General features: G+C 60.2%; 18 protein-coding genes. 10 read left to right on the top strand and 8 right to left on the bottom strand.

The window, feature by feature from the left end; all coding sequences use genetic code 11:
- Nucleotides 1–19: 19 nt before the first annotated feature.
- Nucleotides 20–1,381 (top strand): cytosine deaminase, encoded by a 1,362-nt coding sequence (locus H1Y61_RS19005; protein WP_180575062.1) that lies wholly within the window; start codon nucleotides 20–22, stop codon nucleotides 1,379–1,381.
- On the opposite strand, the gene H1Y61_RS19000 is transcribed toward H1Y61_RS19005, so the two are convergent.
- Nucleotides 1,365–4,391 (bottom strand): glycoside hydrolase family 2 TIM barrel-domain containing protein, encoded by a 3,027-nt coding sequence (locus H1Y61_RS19000; RefSeq protein WP_197971660.1) that lies wholly within the window; start codon nucleotides 4,389–4,391, stop codon nucleotides 1,365–1,367. The two genes, H1Y61_RS19005 and H1Y61_RS19000, sit on opposite strands and share 17 nt — an antisense overlap.
- Before the next feature lie 403 nt (nucleotides 4,392–4,794).
- On the opposite strand from H1Y61_RS19000, the gene H1Y61_RS18995 reads away from it, so the two are divergent.
- On the top strand, nucleotides 4,795–5,985 hold the full coding sequence (locus H1Y61_RS18995; RefSeq protein WP_180575061.1) for an ROK family transcriptional regulator: 1,191 nt from the start codon (nucleotides 4,795–4,797) through the stop codon (nucleotides 5,983–5,985).
- 15 nt (nucleotides 5,986–6,000) lie between these two features.
- On the opposite strand, the gene H1Y61_RS18990 is transcribed toward H1Y61_RS18995, so the two are convergent.
- The 7 genes from H1Y61_RS18990 to H1Y61_RS18960 all read right to left on the bottom strand — a co-directional run bounded on the left by H1Y61_RS18990 (nucleotide 6,001) and on the right by H1Y61_RS18960 (nucleotide 14,027).
- Nucleotides 6,001–6,858 (bottom strand): formate/nitrite transporter family protein, encoded by an 858-nt coding sequence (locus tag H1Y61_RS18990; RefSeq protein WP_235680941.1) that lies wholly within the window; start codon nucleotides 6,856–6,858, stop codon nucleotides 6,001–6,003.
- 142 nt (nucleotides 6,859–7,000) lie between these two features.
- Complete coding sequence (guaD, locus tag H1Y61_RS18985) at nucleotides 7,001–8,365, bottom strand: guanine deaminase (protein ID WP_180575060.1); 1,365 nt, start codon at nucleotides 8,363–8,365, stop codon at nucleotides 7,001–7,003.
- 19 nt (nucleotides 8,366–8,384) lie between these two features.
- Nucleotides 8,385–9,236, bottom strand: a complete 852-nt coding sequence (locus tag H1Y61_RS18980; RefSeq protein ID WP_180575059.1) for an aromatic ring-hydroxylating oxygenase subunit alpha — start codon at nucleotides 9,234–9,236, stop codon at nucleotides 8,385–8,387.
- Nucleotides 9,237–9,259: 23 nt separating this feature from the next.
- Entirely contained in the window at nucleotides 9,260–10,195 is a 936-nt protein-coding gene (locus H1Y61_RS18975) for an ABC transporter permease (RefSeq protein WP_180575058.1), read from the bottom strand.
- 11 nt (nucleotides 10,196–10,206) lie between these two features.
- On the bottom strand, nucleotides 10,207–11,253 hold the full coding sequence (locus tag H1Y61_RS18970; RefSeq protein ID WP_180575057.1) for an ABC transporter permease: 1,047 nt from the start codon (nucleotides 11,251–11,253) through the stop codon (nucleotides 10,207–10,209).
- Nucleotides 11,246–12,841 carry an ABC transporter ATP-binding protein gene (locus tag H1Y61_RS18965; RefSeq protein WP_180575056.1) on the bottom strand — a complete coding sequence of 532 codons (1,596 nt, stop codon included), beginning with the start codon at nucleotides 12,839–12,841 and terminating at the stop codon, nucleotides 11,246–11,248. Before H1Y61_RS18965 ends, H1Y61_RS18970 begins: the two co-directional genes overlap by 8 nt.
- A 73-nt stretch (nucleotides 12,842–12,914) precedes the next feature.
- Nucleotides 12,915–14,027: a BMP family ABC transporter substrate-binding protein gene (locus H1Y61_RS18960; RefSeq protein ID WP_180575055.1), complete on the bottom strand. Its 1,113-nt coding sequence runs from the start codon at nucleotides 14,025–14,027 to the stop codon at nucleotides 12,915–12,917.
- Nucleotides 14,028–14,501: 474 nt separating this feature from the next.
- On the opposite strand from H1Y61_RS18960, the gene H1Y61_RS18955 reads away from it, so the two are divergent.
- The 8 genes from H1Y61_RS18955 (at nucleotide 14,502) to H1Y61_RS18920 (ending at nucleotide 21,853) form a co-directional block, all read left to right on the top strand.
- Entirely contained in the window at nucleotides 14,502–14,735 is a 234-nt protein-coding gene (locus H1Y61_RS18955) for a hypothetical protein (protein ID WP_180575054.1), read from the top strand.
- Between the two features lie 52 nt (nucleotides 14,736–14,787).
- Nucleotides 14,788–15,480 (top strand): Rieske (2Fe-2S) protein, encoded by a 693-nt coding sequence (locus H1Y61_RS18950; protein ID WP_180575053.1) that lies wholly within the window; start codon nucleotides 14,788–14,790, stop codon nucleotides 15,478–15,480.
- Nucleotides 15,480–16,112 carry a glutathione S-transferase family protein gene (locus H1Y61_RS18945; RefSeq protein ID WP_180575052.1) on the top strand — a complete coding sequence of 211 codons (633 nt, stop codon included), beginning with the start codon at nucleotides 15,480–15,482 and terminating at the stop codon, nucleotides 16,110–16,112. The genes H1Y61_RS18950 and H1Y61_RS18945 overlap by 1 nt, the downstream gene beginning before the upstream one ends.
- Before the next feature lie 198 nt (nucleotides 16,113–16,310).
- Nucleotides 16,311–18,110 (top strand): adenine deaminase, encoded by a 1,800-nt coding sequence (locus H1Y61_RS18940; protein ID WP_180575051.1) that lies wholly within the window; start codon nucleotides 16,311–16,313, stop codon nucleotides 18,108–18,110.
- On the top strand, nucleotides 18,110–19,060 hold the full coding sequence (locus H1Y61_RS18935) for a LysR family transcriptional regulator (protein WP_180575210.1): 951 nt from the start codon (nucleotides 18,110–18,112) through the stop codon (nucleotides 19,058–19,060). Before H1Y61_RS18940 ends, H1Y61_RS18935 begins: the two co-directional genes overlap by 1 nt.
- A gap of 93 nt (nucleotides 19,061–19,153) precedes the next feature.
- Nucleotides 19,154–19,654, top strand: a complete 501-nt coding sequence (locus H1Y61_RS18930) for a thiamine pyrophosphate-binding protein (protein WP_180575050.1) — start codon at nucleotides 19,154–19,156, stop codon at nucleotides 19,652–19,654.
- Entirely contained in the window at nucleotides 19,651–20,259 is a 609-nt protein-coding gene (locus H1Y61_RS18925) for a thiamine pyrophosphate-dependent enzyme (protein ID WP_180575049.1), read from the top strand. Before H1Y61_RS18930 ends, H1Y61_RS18925 begins: the two co-directional genes overlap by 4 nt.
- Nucleotides 20,260–20,272: 13 nt before the next feature.
- A complete protein-coding gene (locus tag H1Y61_RS18920; protein WP_235680940.1) occupies nucleotides 20,273–21,853 on the top strand; it encodes a GMC family oxidoreductase in 1,581 nt (526 codons plus the stop codon).
- The last annotated feature ends 23 nt before the right edge of the window (nucleotides 21,854–21,876 follow it).

Below are 21,876 nucleotides of genomic sequence, written 5' to 3'. Positions count from 1 at the left end.
TGCCCTATCGAGATCGATCATGATTGACAGTTCCGCGCGCGCGCTGGCGCGTTCCAGCTTCACCGGCCATGGCCGCATTATTATCCGTCAGGCCCGCGTGCCAACGGCCTGTCTTGCGGACGGCCTGCCGCCGGGCAGCGCTCTCGACCGCGACGGCTGTGCTCTGGTCGATATTCTGCTGGACGACGGACGTGTTGCAGCCGTGCTGCCCGCGGCAAGCGGCGTGACCGGCGATGGTATCGATCTGGAAGGCCGCCATCTCTGGCCGTTGATGATCGACATGCATGTGCATCTCGACAAGGGCCATACGATCAGCCGGGCGCCAGCCTCCGATGGCACGCATCCCAGCGCCCGCGCGGCGACGACAGCCGACCGGCAGGCCCATTGGCGTCACGACGACCTGGTCCGGCGCATGGAATTCGGCCTCGCCTGCGCGGATGCGCATGGCGTTGCCGCACTCCGCACCCATCTTGATAGCCATGCGGGGCAGGCGGAAACCACCTGGGCGGCATTTGATGAGGTGCAGGCGCGTTGGGCGGGGCGTATCGCGTTACAGGCGGTCGGCCTTGTGCCGCTGGATGCCTATCGCACCGACCATGGAAAGCAGCTTGCCGACTTGATTGCCCGTCAGGGCGGGCTATTGGGCGGGGTGACCCGCGCCTCGGGCGGAACTCATGGTCGAGGTCTCGATGACATCGATGCTTTGCTCGACAGTCTTTTTCTGCTGGCCCGCGAGCGTGATCTCGATATCGACCTGCATGTGGACGAAGCCGAAAAGGCCGACGCCCTGCCGCATGTGGCCCGCGCCGCCATCCGTCACGGCTATGGGGGCCGCGTCACCTGCGGCCATTGCTGTTCGCTGGCTTTGTTCAGTGAGGCGGAAATCCGCGAGCGGATCGCACTTCTGGTCGATGCCGGAATGTCCATCGTCACGCTTCCAACCGTCAACATGTATTTGCAGGGCCGGGCGCAGGGTATAACCCCGCGCTGGCGGGGTGTCACGCCGGTCAAGGAGCTACGCGCCGCCGGTATCCGCGTCGCGGTTGCCGGTGACAATTGCCGCGATCCGTTTTTTGCCTATGGCGACCATGATATGGTCGATACCTGGCGCCAATCAGTGCGCATTCTGCATCTCGACCATCCCTATGACGATGCCGTGGCACTGGCGACCACCCAACCCGCCGCGATGACCGGTTTTTCCGCTGGAACCATCGGTGCCGGGCGTCCTGCGGATCTGATGATCTTTGAGGCCTGGAGCATGGACCAGGTCATTGCCCGCCCGCAAACCGATCGGGTGATCGTGCGGGCAGGCAGGTTAAGCGAGGCAGTGTTGCCATCCTATCGGGAGCTCGAATTGCCCTTTCTCACCCCATCACTCTGATCCGGAAGGTGAGCGTCAAAGGCTCGCCCGGCTCGATCATGTATTGAGGATGAGGCAGCGCGCCCCAGCTATCGTCACCGCCGACACCCATCTGCCTCGCCATCAGCGTGACGATGGTGCGGTTGGCTGGCGGCAGGTCATAGGGCCGGGCCGCGGCTTCCAGCTGGAAAGCCGTATAAGGCGAAACGCCCAGCTCGAACGGCATATCCACCGCCTCGAAGCGCAGTGTGTTGCCTTCAGCGTCAAACAGATCGGTCCAGCGCACGCCGGTTCGGTTGCCGGATTCCTGCGGGATGACATAGGGCGTGACATTGTCGGCCACCGCGCGCTCGTAAATGCCCAGACGTGCGCCATGGGCGCGGTCGATGTGATTTTCCTCCGGTCCAAGGCCATAATAACGGAAGCGGTCGAAGCGTGCGGGCATGGGAATCGTCAGGCCGAACAGCGGCAGCGACGGCAGGCTGGCATCGCCCGGCCAATGGGCGGTGACGGCAATCGCGCCATCCTCTTCATAGCGGTAGGACACCGTGGCCTGCATGCTGCTATCAGGCAGGGCAAAGCGATAATCGGCCCCGCTGTCACGATAGGCATAGGAAGCCTGCTTCTGGTCGAGGCTAGCGCGACGCCAACTGCCGAATTTGAAGCCGAAGCCTGCACCCCGGTCATTGTCGGTCGGCGCGCGCCAGAAGATCGGCAGGGGTGGCCGTTCCAGGAATTCCACGCCCGCCGCATTGACCAGCGACACCGGCCCGCCAAAGCGCCGGCAGAACAAGGTGCGGCTGTGGCCATCGGAAATGCCGAGATTGTAGCTGCCTTCGGCGCGGGTGAGGGGGCGGGAAACCGGGCTCGATTTTTCGCCTGCCACCGTCCAGATGTGTTCGCCAAACGCCACTTCGTGGTCAGCCGGCGCCCAGGCGCGGTCATGGCGTTCACGCAGGGAGCATTGCAAGGCATATTCGCCCGGCTGCTGTGTGACAGGCACGGACAGACGCAGATAGGTTTGTTCCTGGGCCGCAAGCGCAATATCGGCCCGCCCTTCGGCCACCGCAACACCATCCTTCAGCAGGTTGTAAGAGAGATAGAAAGCGTCGAGGCTCAAGAACAGGTTGTCGTTGATGACTTTGACGCCGTGCGCGTCCGGCACCAGCCGGACAGGCTGGTAAAGCGCCTTGATTTCCTGGACTTTCGGGGTCAATTGCCGGTCAGCGGTGATAATGCCGTCGCAGCAGAAGCTGTAATCGGTTGGCCGGTCGCCAAAATCGCCGCCAAACAGCAGGCCTTCGCTGCCATCCGGGCGGGTGCCGTAGAGAGCCTGTTCGATATATTCCCAGATAAAGCCGCCCTGGCACTGATCATAACGATAGGTGAGGTCGGTATAGAGATGCATGCCACCGCAGGAATTGCCCATCGCATGGGTGTATTCGCAGGACACAAAAGGCTTGGATGGATTGCTGCGCAGATAATCCTCGATGTCCTGCGGGCGCGCATACATCCGGCTTTCCATGTCGCTGGAGCGCGCATCGAAGCGGCGGTCGTGGAACACGCCTTCGTAATGGACGAGGCGGGAGGGATCGCGGTCCCTAAACCAATCGGCCATATCGGCAATCACGCTGCCGCCATAGCTCTCATTGCCGCAGGACCAGATCAGCACGCAAGGATGGTTCTTGTCGCGTTCCAGCATATTGGCGGCGCGGTCGAGCACGGCGGGTCGCCATTCGTCGCGGTCGCCGGGCAGGACTTTGTCCAGGTCCAGGGTCTCAACCGACCATGTGCCATGGGTTTCCAGATTGGCCTCATCGATGACATAGAGGCCGTTCTGGTCGCAGAGCGCGTAGAACTCGCTGCGGTTTGGATAATGGCTGGTGCGCACCGCATTGATATTGTTGCGCTTGAAGAACAGCACATCCCAGAGCATGTCCTCAACCGTCAACGCGCGTCCACGGCGCGGATGGAAATCATGCCTGTTGATACCACGGAAAACGATGCGCTGGCCATTGAGACGCATCACCCCGTCGCGCATTTCAAATCGGCGGAAGCCGACCGGTTGCGGTACGGCCTCGACCGTCGCGCCGTTGCTGTCCTTTACGACCAGCAGCAGGCGATAGAGATGCGGCGTCTCGGCGCTCCACAAATCCGGGGCGGTGATGGGCAGCGCTATATCCATTTCGGCTGCGGCATCGAAGGCAGCGGACAGCACGGTTTCGCCGTTTGGATCGTACAGCGTCACGCCAAGGCTGGCCGTCTCTGCACCAGGCAGGTCGAGGGCCAGCCGCAAGCGCAGGGAGCCACTGTTGAAATCATCGGCAAGATCTGTGGTGACGAATAGATCGCGGATATGCAGGCTCCGCCAGGCTTCCAACCGGACAGGCCGCATGATGCCCGACAGACGCCAGAAATCCTGATCCTCAAGCCAGGCGCCGGAAGACCGATGATAGACCTCAACGGCCAGCAGGTTATCGCCGTCAATCAGCGCGTCGGTAATATCGAAGCGTGAGGGCGTGAAACTGTCTTCGGCATAGCCGATAAAACGGCCATTCAGCCAGACATAGAAGGCGGTCTCTACGCCCTCGAAGGTCAAAATGATCCGCTGTCCGGCAAGGGCGGGGTCAAGCTGGAAGGTCCGGGCATAGCAGCCGACCCGGTTGGCCTCGGCAGCTTGCCCAAGCGCCAGCGCCTCATGGCCGTCCCAGGGATATTGGGTGTTGACATATTGCGGGCGGCCATGGCCCTGCAATTGCATGGCACCGGGTACGGTGATGTCGCCGAAGCCGCTGCGGTCGAAATCCGGATGGTGGAAGCCTTCCGGGCGCTCAGCGGCTGATATGGCGGAGAGGAACTTCCAGGTGCCATCAAGGCTCTGGCGAAGCGGAGAGGCAGAGCCCGCCGTGGCGGAGGCTTCATCGGGATAGACGATATGGTCGGAATGGGCAGGCAGCCGCCCGACGGCAAAGACCTTGGGATCGGAAAGCCAATCGAGATGTGCTTTAGCAGGCAGAGTATTGGTCGTCACATGTCCCTCCCGGACGTCTATTATAACTCATAATACCAGTGTCTCTTATCATATTACAAGCGAAACCGGAATCGGATAGTGGCAAAATATCCAACATCTATAAAGTGTTATCGATTTTTTTGCGCGCAAAAGAAGCTTGAAAGACAAGAAAAGTCTTGAACACGGGGAACTCGATCGCGGCGATAAAAAAATCCTATGCTGGTGCAGGTTGCATTTTCCTCCGGCAATTTGCGGTGGCATTGATCGTGCTCCTGTTCTCGCGTATCAACGGGGTGAGGACGAATTGTGGCAGGGCGAGATAATTCGTCATGGGGACGAACTATTTGCGTCCGTGACCCGGTCGTGCGATACGTGCCATCAATATTTCAACATGTCTGTTGTCGATAGGATGAGGTGATTGCGGATGAATCTGTGGACAAGCACACCGCCGATGTTACGCCAGATCTCCGTTCGCGCCGCCATGGACATCCTTCTGCACCAAGGCCCGACCTCGCGGGCCGATCTGGCAAAAAAGACCGGATTGTCGAAACAGACCATGTCCGAGGTTATCCGCACACTTGAGACGGCGGGCTGGGTCCGGGTCAAGGGAATCGTGTCCGGCAAGGTCGGGCGCAGTGCCGTGACCTATGAAGTCGCACCGGATGCAGGTTTTGTCATCGGTATGGATATCGGTGCAACGACCATTCGGGTGGCGATTGCCGATATTGCAGGGACAATTGTGCAGGAGGCCGAGAAGCCGGCCGGAGAGCGTGGTGGGGAGGCCCTTCTGTCGCATGTCAGCGGGATTGTCGAAGCGTCGCTTAAAAAGGCGAGGGTTTCCCGCAGCAAGGTTCTGTTGGCCGCCGTGGCCATGCCTGGCGTCATCGATCCTGAAACCGGTCGGCTTTCGCTGGCGCCGAACCTGTCAGAAATTGGCAGTCTCGATGTGATCAAGGCCTTGCAGGGCATTTTCCGCTGCGATGTGATCATCGAAAACGATGTCAATGCGGCGGTGATTGGCGAAAGCTGGAAAGGCAGCGGCGTCGGTCTGGATTCGGTTGCGTTCGTGTCGCTGGGAACCGGTATTGGCCTTGGCGTCCTCTTCAATGGCAAGTTGATGCGCGGGGCTAAAGGAGCGGCAGGCGAAATCGGCTATCTACCGTTCGGAGCCGATCCGTACAACTCGGAAAGTCTGGAGCGCGGCGCACTCGAATGCGCCATTGGTGCCCGCGGCATTCTGGAGCGCTATGGCAACCCCGGAGACGTGGGTCTCACTGTGCGTGACATTCTCGAATCTGCCGAAAACGGTGAAGCAAAGGCGCTGGCGACCGTGCAGGAAACCGCTCGGCTGGCCGCTTTGCTGGTGGTTTCGGTTCACGCCATGCTCGATCCGGGTAAGATCATTCTCGGCGGCAATGTCGGTCGCAATCCGTTGATGGTGCGCATGGTCAAGGAGGCGCTGGCAACCTCGACCCGCAGCAATATCTCGCTTGAGGCGAGCACGCTTGCGTCCCGCGCCACCTTGGTTGGCGCGGTGGCCATCGCGCTCAACCAGCTTCACAATGCGCTGTTTTCCCCGCAGGATCTTCCAAGCGAAATGCGCCTGCCTGCCTGAAAACGGATTTCCACATCAATCCGGCTTGAGTTCATCGCGGACCTGGCAATGGGCAACAACGGCGAACAGTCCGGTGCCGCCGATGATATTGCCGATCAGTGTGGGTAGGATAAAGCCGCCAATTGCACCCCAGACGCTTGTTTCGCCCGCCAGCATCAGCAGCCACGCCTCCCCGGACCCGGCGACGACATGGCTGAATCCGCCGAGCGCGACTGTATAGGTAATCATCACGATGACCCAGAACTCATTGCCTTTGGCATTGGGGAGAATCCACGCGATAGAGGCAATCAGAAAGCCCGCAGGCGTGGCAAGCAGCAATGTCGTTGCAAAATCATGCCCAAGGATCGCTCTGGAAATATCCAGTATCGCCTCCCGCTGTTCAGCGCCGATTATCAGTTGTTTTTCCATGAGCACTGCTATGAAAAATGTTCCGAGCAGATTGGCCGCGAGGACCGTCACCCATAGGCGAAGAAGCCGATAAAAGTTGCGACGTGTCGGGTGGGCGGCGATAGGAAGCACGGCGGTAACGGTCGTTTCGGTAAACAGTTGCAGATTGCCCAGAATGACGATCACGAAGCCGACCGTATAGCCAAGGGAAACGATCAGCTCCCGCCAAGGCATGTCGGGAAGCCGCACGTGCAGAAAGGCCTCCGCCAGCAGCGATGTACAGATTGCCACACCGGCAGCGAAGCCTGAAAAAAGCAGGGACTGAAGCGGGCGGCCCAGTTCCTCGTCGCCTTGCAGGCGAACGACTTCATGAACCACCTTGGCCGACCCGGACCCTCGCTCGCCGATATCCTGCTTGTCTTCCTCCGACATGGCGTTGGACGGCTGCGCCTCCTGGGCGGCTTCCTGTTCGGCGATATCAGGCATTCTTGTCTTTCCGGGGTAAAACTGCCGAGCGTGCTCTCTCATCATCCCTGATTGAATAGGGGTGGACGCTCGCACGGCAGGCTAAACTATCGAGAACCCATTCGGTTCCAGCAGCAGCTATGTCGCCGCTTTTCCGTGCTGATCAGGCCACCTTGCATCCGTCGATAAACACGGCAGAGATATTGGCACGCGATGCAGTAAAGACGATTTTCTGGAGCAGGGTCTCAGTCATTTCATCACTCTCGCAGAACCGCAGCGTGCCTTGGGCGGCCTGCGGATCAACAATGATTGCATCGAAGCGATAACCCGGGGCAAATTGGCCGATAGGCAAATCCAATGCCTTGCCGCCGCCTGCGGTGGCGATATGGAAGGCGTGGCAAAAGTCGATGCGGGCCTTGGCACCGCTTGCGCGCTTTTCCGGCAGGAGGCCCGGATCGACGCCGGTTTCCAGCATGCGGGAAACGAGAATGGCGGCGCGCATATTGTCCAGAAGCGAGGCGCTCGGTCCGCCGGAAATATCGCTGCCCAGCCCGACATTCAGGCCCTTTTCCAGGGCAGCCCGCAGGGGAAAGACCGCTCCGGCGAAATAGCCGTTGGAGAGCGGGCAATGCGCAACCGCTGCCTGTCGCAGCTTGATCAGGTCCATATCATCAGCAGTCAGCAGATTGGCATGGGCAAGCATGCTGCGGCGGGTGAGAAGGCCGAAGCGATCAAGGCTCATCGCATCCGTCATGCCGTGGCGCGATAGCACATAGGCGTGTTCCCAATCGCTTTCCGAGCAATGGGTCTGCACATGGCAGCCGCAGTCCCGCGCCATCGCACCCAAGCCTTCCAGCGTCGCATCCGTGCAGGCCGGAATGAACCGTGGCGTCACCACCGGCCAGACACGGGAGGCCGTGTTGTCGGGATGAGTGCTGACATAGTCAATCAGCGCTTGTGTCCCCTGCAAAGCCGCGTCCGGTGAGGCGTCCCGGTAATAGTCCGGGCATTGCTCTGCATTGTCCATGGCGACCTTGCCGATCAGGGCGCGCTGGCCTTTTTCAAGGCAGGTATCGACCAGCACGCGGGTCGCATCCTGGTGAATGGTGGCGAAATACAGCGCCGTCGTCGTTCCATTGGCCAGCAGATCATCGACCAGCAGGCCATAGACGCGCCTTGCATAGGCCAAATCCGCATAGCGGGCTTCCAGCGGGAAGGTATGGGCATGCAGCCAGGTTTCGAGCGGCACATCCAGCGCTGTGCCAAGCTGCGGATATTGTGGCGCATGCACATGGCAATCCACTAGCCCCGGCAGGAGCAGACAACCCGCGGGCAGGCGTGAAAGCCGGCCCTGGCGGTCGGCTTCGGCTTTTACCAATCCGTATCCTTCATCGCCGGGGCGCTGCACAGAGAGGATCATGCCCTCCGCATCAATAGCGATCAGGCAATCCGTCAATACATCGATTTCGTCAGCCACCGGCGCATGAAAACCGCTGGCGATCAGCACCCTGTTCCTGAAATCGCTCATGGCTGGTGCGTGGTATTGGTCATGCAACGGCCTTTAGCGAGGTGCCATAGGTCACGCCCTTTTCCTTCAGCCATCGGCGATAGGCGATGGAGGTGGCGTCAGCCCGGGTGGGAATTTCCGAGCGTGGCTCCATCGGCAAGAGAACCGGGCGCTGGTTTTCAAGGATGATCCGGTCTTGCAGGAAAATCAGCTGCTGGAACTGGATCAGCGAGGCAGTGGTTGATTGGTCGTCGATCAGATACATGATCGGATGGGCGCGGCAGCGATCCGGGTCAAGGGGTTGCACGAACAGGCAGATCACATCCCACCGGCTGTCGGAATTCGGACAGGTCTTGTAGAGCAGCGTCGTGAACGGCGTCATCACCCGGTAGATATAGTGGGTCATCAACCCGTCCGTGGCGGAAAGGGCGGCCTGTGGCTGGAAGAATTGGCAGTTGGTCGCCCAGACCTCATCGACATCGCGGCGGATTTCCACATTATAATGCTCGACTTCCGTATGCGGTTCGGAGCCGAGAATATCGGTATGGACGAAGGGAAAATGCGCCATGTCGAGAAAGTTTTCAACAATCCGCAGGCCTGATGCCTTCACGGTGACAGCACCGCAGGGCACGATGCGGCGGTCCGGTTCATCGGCTTCCTCAATGGGGAAAATCTCCTTGTCCGGGGTGCCGAGCGTTGTCCAGATATAGCCGTAGCGCCGCCGGATTGGCAGCTTGTTTTCTTGCGCTTTCACAGTCACGTCACCGTTCTGGGTGCGGGTTACGACGAGGTCGATGCCCAGCAGCCGGTTTGCGGATGTGCCATAGGGAATGAGCGTTTCGGTATCGATGGGATACCATTGATCGAGGCTTGTTTTGTCGATTGCCATCATTGGGTTTCTCCCTGCATCCTTGGTCAACGAAGGCTGCGGTAATAGGGCAGGCCAAGGGCGGCGGGTGCCGCCATCAACCGGCGCATGCGCTGCCAGGCGATCACAGGCACGATAATGAAGGCGATGGTTCCGGCATAGGGAAGCATCGACAAAAAGGCCGGAGCAATCGGCCAGCCGCGCGCCTGTCCAACGAAGCCAAGCGCGGTGATAAAGCCGAACAGCAGGCCGGATAGAGCGGCTGGAATGGGCCGGTATCCGGCAAAGATCACCAGCGCCACGGCGATCCAGCCACGCCCGGCCACCACGCCATCCGACCAGGATGGCACGAAAGCCAGAACCAGATAGGCGCCCGCACCTGAGGCAAGCGCCGCGCCCGCGCAGACATAGGCAAAGCGGATGCGATGGACCGGAATGCCCGCCGCATCGGCAGCCGCCGGATTTTCGCCAACGGCGCGCATGTTGAGCCCGTGGCGGGTGCGAAACATCAGAAAGGACAGGCCCAGCGGCAGGATGATGTAGATCAGGTAGACGAGAATATTCTGGCTGAAAAAGGCCGGTCCGAGGATGGGGATCTCCGAGAGGATCGGCATCTTGATGCCCTGGAATGTCGCCGGGACCGGCATGCCGGAATAGGATTTACCAATCGTCTGGGCAAGGCCGGTGCCGATCAAGGTCAATGCCAGCCCGCAAAGCACCTGATTGGCCCTGATCGTTACCGTCGCCAAGGCAAACACCACGCCGAACAAGGCACCGACGGCAAGCGCCGCCAAAAAGCCGAGGATGGGCGACGGAAAGGCGGTGACGGTGGCAACAGCGGTGATCGCTCCCATGGCGATCAGCCCTTCGACACCGAGATTGACGACACCGACCCGCTCGGCCAGCACTTCGCCCATGGCCGCCAGCGCCAAGACGCCGCCAGCCAGAAAGGCGGTGGTCAGAAGTCCGGTCAACAGTTCCATTGCGGGTCCTTTCAGGTCTTGTCGCGGACGATGCGGTAATGGGAGATCTCGTCGCCGATGGCCGTCAGGAAGAGGATGAGGCCGGTGATTGCCAGTACGGTCGAAGTGGTCAGTCCCTGCGTTTGCAGGATAATGCCCGAATTGAGAATGAAGGCCATCAGCGCGCCCGCAAAGATAACCCCGATACACGAACCCCGCGCCAGCACCGCGACCATGATACCGAGATAACCGTAATTGTTGGAAATACCGCCTTGAAGACGATGCACTGTTCCGGCCACTTCCAACATGCCCGCCAGACCGGCGATTGCCCCCGATAGCAGCATGACGGTGATCAGATGGCGGCGGGCGGCAATGCCCGCATAGTCTCCGGCGTGCGGATTGGAGCCGATCAGCCGCACCTCATAACCCCAGCGGGTAAAGGCCAGCAGCGCCGCCATGGCCAGCGCGAGAAGCACGGCAATCGGCAGGCCCCAATGCACGAGGCCCCAGAATTCCGGCATTTCGGCCTTGATGCGCGGCGTGGCAGAATTGGCGACGCCGCCGCGTTCGCGCCAGGCATCCGTGGAGACGTAATAGACCATCAGGATAGCAACGAAATTCAGCAGCAGCGTGGTGATCAGCTCGTTGACATTGGCATAGGCACGGGCAAGGGCGGGAATGACGATCCAGACGCTTCCGCCAACCGCTCCGGCGAAAAACATCGCCACCAGGCTCCAGCCTTCCGGCAGCGGTACAAAAAGGCCTACGGCGCTTGCGGCGAAGGCACCTGCGTAAAATTGCCCTTCCGCCCCGATATTCCAGGCGCCGATCTGTTGCGCGACCGTGACGGAAAGGCCGGTCAGGATCAGCGGGATAACCAGAAGGCCGAGATCTTCCAGGCCGAAGCTGGAGCCGAGCGAGGACGAAACCACCTGAATGCCAAGGTTAACAGGGCTTTTGCCCGCGATAGCCAGAATGACGCCCGCGATCAACAGCGCCAGCGCGATAGCCGCCACGCGTGCGCCAAGGGCGGCAGTGGGCGTTGCTGAAGGGAAGCGTTGCAGGCGAAGACTAGCCATGCTGCGTGCCTCCTGCCAACTGGCCCGGCTGAAGCTGTCGCCCGCCCATCATCAGGCCGATCTGCTCGATATCGGTGCTGTCATTCTCGACGATGCCCATGATCCGCCCCTCATAGAGCACGGCGATGCGGTCGGAGAGGTTCAGCAATTCTTCAAGCTCCTCCGAGATCAGCAGGATACCTGCGCCTGCATTGCGCAGGTCAACGATATAGCGCAGCATGGTATTGATCGCCCCGACATCCAGCCCTCGGCTCGGATAGGCGGCGACCAGGATTTTCGTGGCGATCCGTATTTCACGCCGCGCCACCAGCCTTTGCTGGTTGCCACCGGACAGATTGCGGATCGGCATGGCGAAATCCGGGATGGCGACCTCTGCGACGCTGGCGATGCTGCGGGCCAGTGCCTTGGCGGCGGAGGGACGAAACAGCCCGCCAACGGTGACTGGCGGTTTGCCATATTCGCGCATCACAGCATTGACGGTGATCGACAGCCCCGGTGCCAAGCCGCTTTGGAGCCGGTCTTCCGGGATATGACCGATGCCGCGCCGCACGAAATCGGCGGCATTCGCGTGGCCAACCGCTTCGCCGTCGATCTCGATCATGCCGGAGGCAATGGGCCGCGTGCCGGTCAGGACCTGCGACAGTTCACGCTGACCATTGCCTGCCACCCCGGCAATCCCGAGGATTTCGCCTGCACGCAGATCAAGGGAAATATCGTGCAAGGCCTGCCGTCCGCTATCGTCCAGCGCCGTCACTGTGCTGACCCGCATGACAGGAGCAGACGATAGCGCGGCGCCCCCTTGCGGACGGCCCCGCATATCGGCCAGCACGATATCGCGCCCAACCATCAGCCGTGCCAGCTTGGCCGGGCTGCAATCGGCGGAAAGCTCGGTGCCGACCTTTTGCCCGCCGCGCAGGATCGTCACCCGGTCGGAAATTTCCAGCACTTCATCCAGCTTATGGGAGATGAAGATCACCGCATTGCCGGTGGAGGCGAAATCGCGCAAGGCCTTGAACAGTTCACGCGCCTCAAGCGGTGTGAGCACGGCAGTCGGCTCATCGAGGATCAGCACACGGGCCTTGCGGGCCAGTACCCGCAGGATTTCCACTCGCTGCTGTTCGCCGGTCGAAAGCTCTGTTATCCGCGCCGAAGGCTTGACCTGAAGGTTGAACCTGGCTGCGAGCTCTGCGGTGCGTTCCTCCAGAACTAGGGCCGAGGCACGGCGGGGTGTCTCACTCCAGCCGAGATGAATGTTTTCCGCAACGGTGAAGGCATTCACCAGCTTGAAATGCTGATGGATCATGCCAATGCCTGCGGCAATCGCCTGTTGCGGTCCGGTAAATTGCCTTGCATAGCCCTCGATGATGATCTCGCCCGCATCCGGCTGATAAATGCCGGTCAGGATATTCATCAGCGTCGATTTGCCAGCGCCATTTTCCCCCAGCAGCGCATGGATCTCACCAGGCATGACCTCAAGATCGACATCGCGATTGGCGATGACGCCGGGGAAATATTTGGCAATGCCTTTCAACTGGACGATAGGGGCTGCCCCCGTCGGCACTGCAAATTTCGCAGGATGTTCATTCATTCTCGGCACACCGGCATGAGAGACTGCGAAGGGCCGGGCATCATCGCCCGGCCTCTATATTTCGTCGGGTGCCTTAAAGCCCCGTGACGCCTTCCACCGACCAATCCCAATTATAAAGCTCGAGTTCGGTCATCTTCTGGCCCTTGGCCACCCGCACCGCACCCTTGGCGTCCTTCAATTCGCCGACAAACGGCGACCAGCCGCCGAGGATTTTCGTGCGTATATCGTCTGCCGCCTTGCCGACTTCGGCGGGAACCTTGGCGCCCCAGCTATCGCGGTCAACGCCTGCGCCCATGGCGAAGATGCTTTCCGAAGGCGACCATTCGCCTGCCAGCCGCTTGCGGACCTGATCGATATAGAACTCCTTGAAGTCGATAATGATCGAGGACACGTAGGAATTGGGGCCATAGCGGCGGATGTCGGTGTTCCACATCGCAGCCCAGACGCCGCGTTTTTCGGCCACTTGGAGATAGGCGGCTTCATCCATGATGCCGAACAGGAAATCACAGCCATTGTCGATCAGCGCGGTGCCAGCCTGGGCGGCGGCCTGCGGATCGAACCAGGAATTGATGGTGATGGTCTGGCAGGTGGCATTGGGGTTGACGGTGCGTGCGCCCATCAGGAAGGCATTGGTCGAGGCATAGACCGAGGCAACCGGGAAGGAGGCGACGTAACCGAGCTTGCCGGTTTTCGACAGATGCCCGGCGGCAACGCCGACCACATAGGTTGGATACCAATGGGCCATATAATACCAGCCGAGATTGTCCATCGTCACATGGCCATTGCATTCCATGAAGGCGGTGTCCTTGGCGCGGCGCACCACGTCATGCAGGAAGTCGCCGGTAGACGACGTATCGAAAATCATGTTCGCGCCTTCCGACACGAATTGCCGATAGGTGCGGGTGGCATCCGCCGAATAGGGCACGTTCTCGACTTCGAGGATCTTCTTCAGCTTAGGGAACTTTTCCTTGACGGCGAGAACACCCTGATGGTGCGACCAGGTCCAGCCTTCATCCGTCACCGGGCCGACATGGCCGAAGCCGATCACAGCATTCTCTTCCTTTATAGCAGGCAGGGCACTTGCGGCTGCGGCAGAGCGCACCATGCCGGGAAGCGCCAGCGAGGCGCTGCCGGCTGCCGCCATGTTGAGAAAACCGCGACGGGAAAGGCTGCGCAGGTCGATCATTGGAACCCCCATATGTTTTTGTTGAACTGGTTTTGTCGAACTCTACCGGTTGGAACGCGGCGATCCGCATCCACCTGCCGTGCTTTCTGACGCAACAACCGTGCCAGATGGCGAAATTCAACGACCGACACTTCGGTATCCATATCAGCATCGGTCTTGGTCGGACGCGGTCATCCATGCTGGGTTGTTCATCGCGCTGATGTTCAACCCCATTCCAATCGGCTTTGACCTTTTCAAATCGCTGGTGTTCCGCATAGTCGAAAAAAATCGATCAAGATGATGCGTCAAAGGCAACATCTTGGCTGAAAAAAATGCTTGTAAGCCTGCTTCTCCTGACGTTAGACTGAATAAAAATCAGGCATGCACAAGATTTAATCTTATGCGTTTGAAACGGTCAATCGGAGACGAAATATTGCGCAGGATTGAGCCTGAGGTTGAGTCAATACATGCTGTGCCAGCAATGGTGGATCCGCGATGAGCCTGACGGTTAATCTGGTGTTCGAGGGAGATTTTAACTGCCACAGTTTCCTGAACTTTGCCCGCCATCGCGCTGGCAGGCTCGATATCGGCATTGATGTCGAGGCTTGCAGCGAAAGCCGCGTTGCGGTTTGCGTCATCGGGCAGGAGGCCTTGGTCGATATGTTTGAAATGGCCTGTAGCCTTGGCCCGACCGACTGCATCGTGCGCGATGTCCGGCGGCTTTCATGACGGCACAGGTTTGAGAGTGCGAGACAGGGAGTTTTTGAAAGGTGAAGGGGTCATGAGCATTGAAACAGCATGGGTGCCAGTGGCACTGTCTTCATCTATCGAGCCGGGAACCTCGGCTGGTGCTGTCGTTGATGGTGCGGAAATCGTCGTCTGGCGCGATGCCAAGGGGACCGTGCATGTCTGGGAAGACCGCTGTCCGCATCGCGGCATGCGGATGAGCTTTGGCTTCGTGCGGGGCGACCATATTGCCTGTCTCTACCACGGATGGTCCTATGATACGGCGGGACAATGCACCCATATCCCGGCCCATCCCGATCTGGATGTACCGAAGACCATCCGGGTGACGACCTATGCCGCCGAGGAGCGCAATGGCGTGATCTGGGCAGCGCTTGCCGATCGTGCCGACGTGACCATCATCCCGGATCTTGGTGTGGGCTTAAGCGTGCGTAGCCTTTATGCCGATTGTACCATGCAACAGGCCATGAATGTGCTGAAGGAAGCGCAACTCCCCACCAAAGAAGGAATTCTGCCTGCAAGTTTCGAGATTCTTACTGCCAACGCCTGGCGGCTTGTGGCTGGTGATCTACGTGTTGCGATTGCAGTTCAAGTGATCTCCGCCGGAAGGCTTGCCCTCCATCTGGTGACAGATGCAGGGTCTGCGGCATTGAGACCGGCGCTTGCCCGCTGGGCAGAGGCGCTACGCCTGACACTTGAGGCACCTTCCGCCTTGGCACAGGTGGCCTGATGTCTGCGATCACGCTTTACAATTACGATCTGGACGAGAACTGCTACCGGGTGCGTCTGCTGCTGTCCTGTCTTGATGTAGCCTATGAAACCCTCGCCATCGATATGGTGCCGGGCCGGGAGGAACAGTCCCCGGCAATGCTGGCGCTCAATCCGCTGGGGGAGCTTCCGGTGCTGAAGGATGGCGAGCAGGTGCTTTACGGCACGCAGGCCATTCTTGCCCATCTGGCCAGGGTCTATGATCCCTCCGGCACATGGCTGCCGCTCGATCCGGCTATCTTTGGCGGCGTCATGCAATGGACGCTGTTTTCAGCCGCGCCGCTCGGCTGTGCTGTCACGGCCCGGCGGGTGGCGCTGTTTGGCGGACCGGGTGATTTTGAGGTGTTGAAAGCGTCCTCGCGCGCCGCGTTCCGGATCATGGACGACCATATGACGCTGCGCCAGATGGATGGCTGCGAATGGTTCGCTGGGGCAGGGCCGACCATTGCCGATCTCGCCTTGTTTCCAAGCTTTGCCCTCAGCCGCGACTACGGCATCGATCACGATGAATTTCCAGCGTTGCGGCGATGGATAAGGCGATTTCGCACCGTTGCTGGCTTTCGGACCATGCCGGGCATACCTGATTACCACTAACAGTCTATCCAATAATCGCCGCTGGCCGTCTGCAAATGGCAATTTCTTCGCTTCCGCTACTCACGTACATTAAGTACGCTCCGTTCCGGTTCTCGAAATCACCATTTTCGCCAGGCCAGCAGCAATTCTTGAACAGACTGTGACGGCAGGACGCAAGCAGGGTCTTAGCCATTCTGTCCATCAGAGGAGTTTATGCCGATGGCTTTAACCCGATTTTCCATTGCCCCGCTGGCGGGCATGACACGGCACTTGGCTGATGTGGCGTCCGGGCGAGCCGCGCCGGATCTGGTGATAACCGGTGCCCGCGTTCTCTCTACCTATTCCGAGCGTATTTTGCCGAACAGGGAAATCTGGCTCACAGGCGGACGGATCGCTGCCGTCAAACCGGCTGGCAGCTCGAAATCTTCGGGCGTGCCACGCTACGACGCGCAGGGCGGTATTCTTGCACCGGGTCTGGTCGATCCGCATATCCATATTGAATCCAGCATGGTCACAGCCTGCGCCTATGCCGAGGCAGCCCTTCTCAACGGCACAACGACGATTTTCTGCGACAGCCACGAAATCGGCAATGTCATGGATGTCGCCGGTGTCGAGGCGATGTTGGAAGACGCCCGCCATGCGCCGCTATCGATTTTCCTCACCGTTCCCTCGACCGTGCCTGCAACCTCGCCGGAGCTGGAAACGGCAGGCGGGGATCTGACAGCGGAAAAGATCGCCGCCCTGTTCGACACATGGCCGGAAGCGGTGGCGCTGGGTGAGAAGATGGATTTCGTCCCCGTCACCATGGGGGATGAGCGCGCCCATGCCATTCTGGCCGCAGCGCTTTCCCGGGGCAGGCCGGTTTCGGGCCATGTCTATGGCCGTGAATTCGTCTCGGCCTATGCCGCATCCGGCGTCACGGATACGCATGAAGCCATCGACCGCGACATTGCCGATGATCTGCTGGAGGCGGGGATCTGGCTTTTCCTGCGCGGTGGCCCGCCAACCACGCCCTGGCATTCGCTGCCGGAGGCGATCCGCACGGTGACGGAGCTTGGCGCTTCGCATAAGCGCATCGCTGTGTGCACCGACGACCGCGACGCCGAGGACCTGCTGGCCTTCGGCCTCGACTGGGTGGTGCGCGAGGCACGGCGTGCGGGCATGAGCCGGGAGCAGGCCTGGGCCATGGGCTCACTGCATGGCGCAACGCGATTTGGCATGGACGGGGAGATCGGCGGGTTGGGCGGCGGTCGCCGGGCCGATCTGGTGCTCCTGAATGACGATCTTGAACCGGTCAGCACCTGGTATGGCGGCGAACTGGTGGTTGACCACAAAAAGATAACTCCTGTTCTCGATGCCGCCCTTTCCAACCGCTGGCGCTATCCCGATGCTGCTTATCACACGGTCAAGCTGCCAGAGGTTGTGAAGCTGACCCCGGACCTGCCAAGTAGCAAAGTCATCGCCAACACGATCCGCACCGAATTGCCGGGTATTATCCTGGGACATGAAAAGATCGAGCTGGAACCAGCCAATGACTGGGAAACGCATTTTGCCCGCCACGGCCTGTGCTTCGTGACGGTGATCGAACGGCACGGCAAATCGCCGGGCAATGTGGCGCATGCGCTTCTTTCCAATTTCGCGCTGAAAAGCGGTGCCGTTGCCTCTTCCGTCGGTCATGACAGCCACAATATCATCATCGCCGGTACCAATGAGGCCGATATGCAGGTGGCTTTGCGCGCCATTGAATCGCATCAGGGCGGGGTCTGTGTGGTGCAGGACGGCACGGTGACGGCCATGGTGCCGCTGCCGGTGGCGGGCCTGATGTCCGACAAGCGGGTGCATGAAGTGGCAGCCGAAGTCCAGGCGCTGAAAGTGGAGTGGGAAAAGGCAGGCTGCACCATTCCCTATATGGGGTTCAACCTGATCCCGCTGTCGGTAATCCCGGAAATCCGCATGACCGACAAGGGGCTGGTGACGGTGCCGCAAATGGTGATCGTGCCGCCCTTTGAGGTTGCGTGATGGATGCCTACCGGCTGGGCCTGGTTGCAACGCGCATCCATTATTTCCAGCTGGTGGCGCGGCTGGGCTCGATCCGCCAGGCAGCCCTTGCCCTCAATGTGGCACCCTCTTCCGTCAGCCGCATCCTGCGTCAATTGGAAGAGGAAATCGGCACGCCGCTGTTTGACCGGGTGCGCCAGCGCCTGAAACTGACCAGCGCCGGTGAGCTGCTGCTGTATCACGCCAAAGCGTCGCTGTCGGAACTCAGCCGCGCCTGCGCCGAAATCAACGATCTGCACGGGCTGCATCGAGGCACCGTCTCGGTGGCTGTGGTGGAAAGCGTGGCGCGGGGCCTTTTGCCAGCGGCGCTGGAGGCATTCTGGAGTAGGCATCCGGCCATAACCGTTGATGTCAAGGTCATGGCCTCGCAGCAGGCGGCCAATGCCGTGGCCGAGGGCGAATGCGATCTCGCCGTTCTTTTCGACGTGCGCGTACCGCGCACCGTGCGTCGTATTGCCAGCGTCTCGCTGCCAATCGGTGTTCTGGCCTTGCCGGACAGTGACATGGCCAAGCGCACGGAAATCAAGCTGTTTGATCTCGCCAATCTGCGGGTGATCCTCTCGGATGCCAGCCTGACGCTGGGCGCTTCGGTAGAGGAGGCTTTAAACCGGTCGCTGGTGGATCTCTCGCACCGCTCACGCACCAACTCCATCGGCCTGATGGTGGAATTGGCGAGGCGCAATCTCGGCCTTGTCTTGCAGACCCGGGTCGGCGTGGAACAGGAACTGGCCGAGGGGTCACTGGTGTTTGTGCCGCTTTCCGATAGCCGCTTGCCGAACCGCAAGCTGCTGTTGCTGTCGCGCTCCGCCAAGGAGATGTCGGATGCGGCCTCGGCGCTGGGACGGCTGCTGGAGCAATCGGTCGAACAGCTTGCCCAGGCGGCAGCACACGTGCCGCGAGACCTATCGTAACATGTTGCCTTTTGCGCATCACTTACGTCGAAAAATGCCGTCTATTCGAAACACTTTCGGTTTGCGAACCTCATACGGAAACGAGGGATCACCATGAAACCATCATCCGTCGATGCCGTCATCAGCGGCCTCAAGAAAGCCGGGGTCAGCGTCGTTTGCTACCTGCCCGACTCGCTGTTCAAGGAATTGTATCCGGCACTCGATGCCGATCCTGAGATCCGCACCATCCGTGTCACCAATGAGGGTGAGGGGGCGGCAATCTGCGGTGGCGTGTTTCTCTCCGGCAAGCGGGCGGCGCTGGTCATGGAAAATTCTGGTCTGCGGGCTTCCGTTGAACCGCTGGCCCGCATGGGGCTGGGGGCTGGTATTCCGGTCGTCATGCTGATGAGCTATCGCGGCGAACTCGGCGAAAACAACTGGTGGGCCATTCCCCATGGCATCACCATGGAGCCGGTGCTGAATGCGTTGCGCATTCCCTACCGGGTGGTGCGCGAGGAAGACGAAATCGAGCAATCGATTATCGATGCCTATAACTGGTCCTACAATGCCTACTACCACTCGGCCATCGCCCTTGGCGGGAGCATCGTCCGATGAAGCGATATGATTGCATGAAGCTGCTGGCCGCACGGCTGGAAAACGAGCTTGTCATCCTGTCGCTCGGGGCCTCCGTTGATGAATGGTACAACGCCGCCCCGCATATGCGCCAGGCCAGCCTGTTCCAGCAGCAGCTTGGCTGCGTCACGCCGCAGGCCTTTGGGCTGGCAGCCGGGCTTCCGCATCGCCGGATCATCTCGCTCGATACCGATGGCGGCATGATGTTCAACCTCGGCATTCTCGCCACCCTTGGCAATGAACAACCGAAAAACCTGTTCATCGTCGTCTGGGACAATGAGTGCTACCAGTCGATTGGCGGGCCGCCGACCCACACGGCTTTCGGGCGGGTGGATATTGCCGCCATTGCTCGCGGCGCCGGGATCGACAATGCCTTTACTGCCCGCACGCTGGAAGAGTTCGAGGCCCATTGCGAGGCGGGACTGAAGGCGGATGTTCCCTATGTGTTGGTTGCCAAGGTGGCAGGCACCGTGCAGCCGGACATCAAGCGCAAGCATTCGGATGGACGCGAGGACAAATATATTTTCGTGCGCCATGTCGAGGCCTCAGAAGGCATCGTCATCATGGGGCCGAGCGAGCACAATTGAGGCCGGTGTCCCCATGTCCAATACGATGACTGAAGCACGGCCCCTCTTGCCACAACGCTCGCTGCAAAAAGCCTATGACTATATCGTCGTCGGCGCTGGCTCCGGTGGCTTGCCGGTGGTGCGCCGCCTGATCGATGGCACGGATGCGACCGTCCTGCTGATTGAGGCGGGCGAGCCGGGAATCGGCAGGGCCGAGATTGACGATCCCCGCCAATGGGTGCCGTTGGGGCGCGGACGCTGGGATTGGGGCTATGATTATACGCCCACCTCTCGCGTCAACGGCCATACGATTGGTATTCCGCGTGGCAAAGTGCTGGGCGGCTCCTCGGCGATCAACGCGATGATGTGGTATCGTGGCCATCCTAATGACTATAACGCCTGGCAGGCCGCCGGTTGCGAGTGCTGGTCCTTTGAGGATGTGTTACCATTCTTCAAGAAGGCCGAGGATTGGGAAGGGGGCGAAAGCCGCTGGCGTGGTGCTGGTGGTCCCCTGAAGATCACGACCAGCAAGACACTCCATCCGGTGGCCCGGGCGATGATGGAGGGTGCTGCCGATCTCGGCATTCCCGTGATTGACGATCCGAACGGGCCGAGCAATGAGGGCGCCTGCCCCTCGAATTTCAATATTGTCGATGGCAAGCGCTGGAGTTCGGCTGAGGGTTATCTCTATCCGATCCTCGATCATCCGCGCCTGACTGTGCTGACCGGTTCACAGGTGATCGGCCTGATGGTTGAAAAGGGTCGCTGCACGGGCATTCGCCATCTGGTGGAAGGCAAGACAGTTGAGACGCTTGCCCAAAGTCAGGTGGTGCTGGCGGCGGGCGCTTTCGATACGCCGCGCCTGTTGATGTTGTCGGGCATTGGTGATCCCGAGGAATTGAAACGGCTGGGCATTCCGCTCATCCATGCCCTTCCCGGCGTCGGACGCAATCTTCAGGATCACCCGTTGGTGCAGGCCGTGGTCTGCCGGTCGAAAATGCCGCTGGGCGATGTGCTCGACAATGGCGGCGGCACGATGATGAACTGGAAATCGTCGGCCCATCTTGGTCAACCGGATGTGCATGCCTTTCCCGTGCAGGGCAATAGCGCTACGCCTGCGCTACGCGCGCTCTACGACATGTCCGGCCCGGTGTTTTCGATGGGGGCAGGCTTGATGCGCTCGAAAAGCATCGGGTATCTGCGCCTACTGTCTGCCGACCCTCTTGGTCCGCTGGAGATCCAGCCGAATTATTTCGCAGACCCTGACGATCTGGATGCGACACTTCTGGCCGTCGAGACGGTGATGGCGCTGGCGCAGACACCGGCTTTTGCCGGGCTGTTTGATGGCTTTGCCGCGCCGGACGCAAAACTTTCAAGAGACGGTCTTCGGGATTTCATCCGCAATGGCTGTTCCACTTTCTTTCATCCTGTTGGTACGGCCAAGATGGGCAGTGATGAGATGGCGGTGGTGGATAGCCGGTTGCGGGTGCATGGCCTTGCCGGGCTGACGATTGCCGATGCCTCGGTCATTCCCATCATTCCAACCTGCAATACTCATGCGCCGGTGACGATGATTGGTGAGCGTGCCGCCGCCTTTCTGATGCAGGCGGCGTGAAATTTGCTTGCCCTGAAGGGCAG

The sequence above is a fragment of the Agrobacterium vitis genome (genome assembly GCF_013426735.1).
In the GTDB taxonomy this organism is placed as follows: domain Bacteria; phylum Pseudomonadota; class Alphaproteobacteria; order Rhizobiales; family Rhizobiaceae; genus Allorhizobium; species Allorhizobium vitis_D.
Note: the sequence above shows the minus strand (reverse complement) of the source record. Positions and strands in the feature narration are given on the sequence as shown.